General features: G+C 60.8%; 6 protein-coding genes. 1 reads left to right on the forward strand and 5 read right to left on the reverse strand.

Features of this window, described 5'->3' with window-relative positions; translation table 11 throughout:
• On the reverse strand, positions 1-591 hold a 591-nt coding region (locus EN893_RS17895), incomplete at its 3' end, for a 1-acyl-sn-glycerol-3-phosphate acyltransferase (RefSeq protein WP_206640133.1).
• Positions 592-729: 138 nt separating this feature from the next.
• On the opposite strand from EN893_RS17895, the gene EN893_RS17900 reads away from it, so the two are divergent.
• Positions 730-1,227, forward strand: coding sequence for an N-acetyltransferase (locus EN893_RS17900; RefSeq protein WP_127267641.1), 498 nt, complete (start codon positions 730-732; stop codon positions 1,225-1,227).
• Positions 1,228-1,376: 149 nt separating this feature from the next.
• On the opposite strand, the gene thrS is transcribed toward EN893_RS17900, so the two are convergent.
• From thrS to EN893_RS17920, 4 genes are all read right to left on the reverse strand, one after another.
• Positions 1,377-3,353 (reverse strand): threonine--tRNA ligase, encoded by a 1,977-nt coding sequence (gene thrS, locus EN893_RS17905; RefSeq protein ID WP_127267642.1) that lies wholly within the window; start codon positions 3,351-3,353, stop codon positions 1,377-1,379.
• A gap of 175 nt (positions 3,354-3,528) precedes the next feature.
• Positions 3,529-4,356, reverse strand: coding sequence for a class D beta-lactamase (gene blaOXA / locus EN893_RS17910; RefSeq protein WP_127267643.1), 828 nt, complete (start codon positions 4,354-4,356; stop codon positions 3,529-3,531).
• 148 nt (positions 4,357-4,504) lie between these two features.
• Entirely contained in the window at positions 4,505-4,879 is a 375-nt protein-coding gene (gene yidD, locus EN893_RS17915) for a membrane protein insertion efficiency factor YidD (protein WP_127267644.1), read from the reverse strand.
• Positions 4,880-4,958: 79 nt separating this feature from the next.
• Positions 4,959-5,123 carry a hypothetical protein gene (locus EN893_RS17920; protein ID WP_127267645.1) on the reverse strand — a complete coding sequence of 55 codons (165 nt, stop codon included), beginning with the start codon at positions 5,121-5,123 and terminating at the stop codon, positions 4,959-4,961.
• Positions 5,124-5,194 lie beyond the last annotated feature (71 nt).

The raw sequence follows: 5,194 nt of genomic DNA on the forward strand, positions 1-5,194 counted from the left end.
GTCCTGGACGAGACGGGCGGGAAACATCTTCCACGGCAAGTCGCGTGCCTGGCCAAAGCCCTTCGGCGCGGTGGCGACACCGCCGGCCGGAAACACCACGATGGTGACGCCTTCCTTCAACAGCCGCACCGCCTCATGGCGCACGGCCATGTTGTTCTTCAGCGCGTCCTTGGTCTCGGAAAAGTCGATTGGCAGCGAGTAAGGCTCCATCTCGCGGATCTTGAGCAGGTCCTTGTGAATTATCACCCGGAACGGGCGTCCGAGCTGCTCGACCAACGACAGCACGGCAATGCCGTCACCAATGCCGAACGGATGATTGGCGACGATCACCAGCGGCGTGTTCGGCAACTGTGCCGGCGGCCACTGATCCGATGTCCGCACGCGGACGTCGATCAGTTCGAGCATACGGCTGAACACGCGTTCGCCTGTCGGCACGACCTGGCGGCGCCAGAAATCATAAAGTGCTGTGTAGCGGTCGCGGCCCGACAGGCCTTCGACCGAATGAATGAACCAGCGTGTCAGCGCCGGCTGGCGCGGATTGGCATAGGAAAGCTCGGGAAAGGGTCGTTCGCGCAATTTCAGCTTGAGCATGAGGGCTCGTTACAAGGTCGGCGTGACAGGGATATGAAGTAACCGATGTTCCGCCCCCACCGGCACTGGCCCGATGGGGTCAAGGCGCGGAGGCGAGAGCGTCTTGGCGGCCCGACGGTGGTTTGCTACACGAATCTCATGATCATACGACCAGAAAACGCCCATGACATTGCAGAAATCCGCGCGCTGGTCACCACCGCTTTCGACGGTGCGCCATACAGCGCTGGAACGGAGGGAGCCATTGTTGACGCCCTGAGAGCGGGAGGCGCGTTGACGGTTTCCTTGGTGGCAGAACAAGATGGTGAGATCGTTGGTCATGTCGCCTTCTCTTCAGTCAAGATCGACGGCACCGAAGTCAATTGGTACGGTCTCGGGCCAGTTGCAGTGCGACCTGACCGACAGCGGCAAGGCGTCGGTGTTCAGCTAATAGAAGCTGGACTTGACCGGATAAAATCGCTTGGCGCGGCTGGATGCGTGGTTCTAGGCGATCCCGGCTACTATTCCCGATTTGGGTTCAAGGCCGACCCCACTCTGAGGTTTCCAGACGTTCCGCCGGAGTATTTCCAATGTTTGGATTTTGGCCCTGACGCTCGGCAAGGCGTCGTCCTTTATCATCCGGCTTTTTACGGAGCCTAATCCACTTCACAAGGCGTGGTGGTCGCGTCTTCAAGGCAGCGCGTCCTGGCAATCAACCCGATGGTCGCCGACAAGGTGTGAAGGACATACCGCCTACTATGAAAATGGCGGTGGATCGCTCCACCGCCATTTGGTCGAAACCATGCCAATCAAGCCGCGCGTTTGCGCCGGCGGTCGGGTGTAACAGCTTCCTCGGTCAGTTGCGCGATCGCCTGGTCGAGGCCAAGCGATTCCTGGTCGCGCGAGCCCAGCCGGCGCATGTTGACGGTCTGCTCTTCCGCCTCGCGCTTGCCGCAGACGAGGATGACCGGAACCTTGGCTAGGCTGTGCTCGCGGACCTTGTAGTTGATCTTCTCGTTGCGCAGATCCGCTTCCGCCAACAGCCCTGCGGCCTTCAGCTTTGCCACCACCTCGGTCGCATAGCCGTCGGCATCCGACGTGATCGTCGCCACCACCACCTGCAGCGGCGCGAACCACAGCGGGAAATGGCCGGAATAGTTCTCGATCAGGATGCCGAGGAAGCGCTCCATCGAGCCGCAGATCGCGCGGTGCACCATCACAGGCTGCTTCTTCTCGGAATCGGAGCCGATATAGAAGGCGCCGAACCGTTCCGGCAGGTTGAAGTCGACCTGCGTCGTGCCGCACTGCCATTCGCGGCCGATGGCATCCTTGAGCACATATTCGAATTTCGGGCCGTAGAAGGCGCCCTCGCCCGGATTGATCGAGGTCTTGATGCGATTGCCGGACCGTGTCCTGATCGTCTCCAGCACGCTCCCCATGATCGCCTCGGCATGATCCCAGGCTTCGTCGGTGCCGACGCGTTTATCGGGCCGCGTCGACAGCTTGACGCTGATTTCGTCAAAACCGAAATCAGCATAGGTCGACAGGATCAGATCGTTGATGCGCAAGCACTCCGCGGCCAGCTGCTCCTCGGTGCAGAAGATGTGCGCATCGTCCTGCGTGAAGCCGCGAACGCGCATCAGCCCGTGCAGCGCGCCCGACGGCTCGTAGCGGTGCACATTGCCGAATTCCGCAAGCTTTACGGGAAGATCGCGATAGGACTTCAACCCATGCTTGAAAATCTGCACATGGCCCGGACAGTTCATCGGCTTCAGCGCGAAGACCCGGTCGTCATCGGTGTCGTCGCCGGCGACCGTCACCTTGAACATGGCGTCGCGATACCAGCCCCAATGGCCTGACGTCTCCCACAGGCTCTTGTCGAGCACCTGCGGCGCGTTGACCTCCTGATAGCCCTGCTCGTCGAGGCGGCGGCGCATGTAGTTGACCAGGTTCTGGAACATCTTCCAGCCCTTGGCATGCCAGAAGACGACGCCCGGTCCCTCTTCCTGGAAATGGAACAGGTCCATCTCGCGGCCGATCTTCCTATGGTCGCGCTTCTCGGCCTCCTCCAGCATCATCTGGTAGGCTTCGAGCTGCGCCTGATCAGCCCAGGCCGTGCCGTAGATGCGGGTCAGCATCGGGTTGTTCGAATCACCGCGCCAATAGGCGCCGGCCACCTTCATCAGTTTGAAGGCATTGCCGATCTGCCCGGTCGAGGCCATGTGCGGGCCACGGCAGAGGTCGAACCAGTCGCCCTGCGCGTAGATCTTGAGATCCTGATCCTCGGGAATGGCGTCGATCAACTCCAGCTTGTAGCGTTCGCCCTTGTCGGCAAACACTTTTTTCGCCTTGTCGCGCGACCAGACTTCCCTGGTGAACGGCTTGTTGCGCGCGATGATCTCACGCATCTTCTTCTCGATCACCGGAAAATCGTCGGGCGTGAACGGCTCGTTACGGGCGAAGTCGTAGTAGAACCCGTTCTCGATCACCGGCCCGATGGTCACCTGCGTTCCCGGCCATATCTCCTGCACGGCTTCCGCCAGCACATGGGCCGCGTCGTGGCGGATCAGCTCCAGCGCGCGCGGGTCGTCGCGGGTGACGATCTCGACCTTGCCGGACTTGCCGAGCGGATCGCTGAGATCGCGAACCGTGCCGTCGATCGCATAGGCGACCGCCTTCTTGGCCAGCGATTTGGAGATCGATTCGGCGAGGCCAGCACCGGTCATCGCCGCGTCATATTCGCGGACGGAGCCATCGGGAAATGTCAGGGAAACGGAATTCAGCATATATATCTCCTATCCAGTCCCGCAAACGAGCGCGGGTGGTTGAAATGCATGTCGCCCAAAAGTGTATGGCGGTTTTGGGTTACGACATGCATAGGGAAAAGCCGGATGCGTCCGGCAGCGGCTGTCTTTTATGGACAGATTCCGCCGCCGTAAAGCCCGGCTCAAATGTCAGCGTTCATTTGATGAGGAGCGGCAAATCCTTCAGGAACGCAGCCCGGGTCTTGAGGCCCTTTGGCATGTCCGTACGGTTGGCATCGACGACAAGCCGCGCAAAGACGATCTGGCGGCCATCCTTGTTCGCCCATCCGACGAACCAGCCAAGCGAGCGCTTGTCCTGGACCTTGTCGGCGTCGTTGCGCAGCCTGGTGCTGCCGGTCTTGCCTTGCACCGTCCAATCCCCGGCCTGGAAGGTCGGGATGATGGCTGATGTCATGTCGTAGGCCTTGGCCGAGACAGGCAGCTTGCGGGCCAGCAGCTTGCGCAGGAATTCGACCTGCTCGACCGGCGTGATCTTGAGCGAGGAATTCACCCAGGACTTGGTCAAACCATCATTCTTGCCGGGATTACCGGAAACATCGGCATTGCCGTAGTCGAATTTCGAGACATAACCGGCAAAACTCTCAGACCCAAGCCGGCGGGTGATTTCCCGGGAAAACCACAGGATCGAATCTCGCTCCCAGACCACCGGATCGACGGTCTTCTGATCCCGCTTCACCGCGCTGAATTCAGGCTTGTAATCCCAGCTCGGCGTGTGCTCGTCGCTCAGGATCCCGCTGTCATAGCCGATCAGCGACAACGGCACCTTGAACGTCGACGCCGGGCTGAACCGCTGGTCGCACACCCCGTCCTGGTAAAGCGTCTTGCCGCTCGCCGCATCGGCGATCACCGTGCACTGCACGTCCCCCAGCGGCGCCGATTGCGCGCGCAACGGAAATCCCAGCAGCCAGGCGAGCAGGAACAGTATCCCGGCAAAGATGAAGGGAAGACGGTCGAAATTGCGCATTTGTCTGCTCGCTCAAGAGGGGGGTTCGCGAGCGGCTTAGCGAGGTCTCTTGTCTCGATTTTGTCTCAAATGCGCAGTCTTTGTGCAGGCTGTTGTTAACCCTACCGGATCGTAAACGGGCAGAGCCGCCGGTACCTGACCGACGCGATCACCCCTGCGCTTCGCCGCGCTTGCTGCCGATCCGCCAGTACCGCCATGGCGTGAACCAGACATAACGATCCTCCAGCACCTCCGGCACGCGGTCGATGCCATGCGTGCCGAATGGCCCGCAGCGCAGCACACGGAACAATCCCATCCAGCCGCCGGCCCACAGGCCATGGCGGGCGATCGCCTCATGGGCATATTCCGAACAGGTCGGCAGATGCCGGCAGGTATTGCCGACAAAGCCCGACAGCGTCAGCTGATAGAGGCGCACGAGCGACGTGCCGAGGAGACGGCCCGGCGTCTTGCGCCATGGACCGGGCCAGTTGCGGCCGCGTTTCGGCGGCCTGGCGATATGCGCATGCCCATGCTGGTCGCGCACCACAGTCTCCGTATCGCGTTTCCCAGGCGATAGATGTGAGCTTCCACTGGAGAACGCAATCCCCACTCCTTGTGCGCACTCAGTCGTCACGGGCGGAACGGCGAAACGGCTGCCTGTCAGGCGAAGACGCCCACCGGCCACGACTGGTCGGCTCTTCGTAACGCTTTTCATGCTGTCTTCTGTCACGCCATTGAAACGTTGCGATCCGCATGACATCGCCAAAGATGCTCAGCAACTGGATCATGGTCGGTCTCCTTTGACATGGATTAGACCGCCGCTGGCCTTCGCCTTCAAACGAGTATAATTTCCACTTCG

This window comes from Mesorhizobium sp. M7A.F.Ca.CA.004.04.2.1, assembly GCF_004022825.1.
GTDB lineage: Bacteria > Pseudomonadota > Alphaproteobacteria > Rhizobiales > Rhizobiaceae > Mesorhizobium.

What these genes read in the sequence shown, in the direction of transcription:
- blaOXA (WP_127267643.1), bottom strand. Translation starts at nt 4,356, where the DNA reads ATGCGCAATTTCGACCGTCTTCCCTTCATCTTTGCCGGGATACTGTTC.
- EN893_RS17920 (WP_127267645.1), bottom strand. Translation starts at nt 5,123, where the DNA reads ATGATCCAGTTGCTGAGCATCTTTGGCGATGTCATGCGGATCGCAACG.
- EN893_RS17900 (WP_127267641.1), top strand. Translation starts at nt 730, where the DNA reads ATGATCATACGACCAGAAAACGCCCATGACATTGCAGAAATCCGCGCG.
- thrS (WP_127267642.1), bottom strand. Translation starts at nt 3,353, where the DNA reads ATGCTGAATTCCGTTTCCCTGACATTTCCCGATGGCTCCGTCCGCGAA.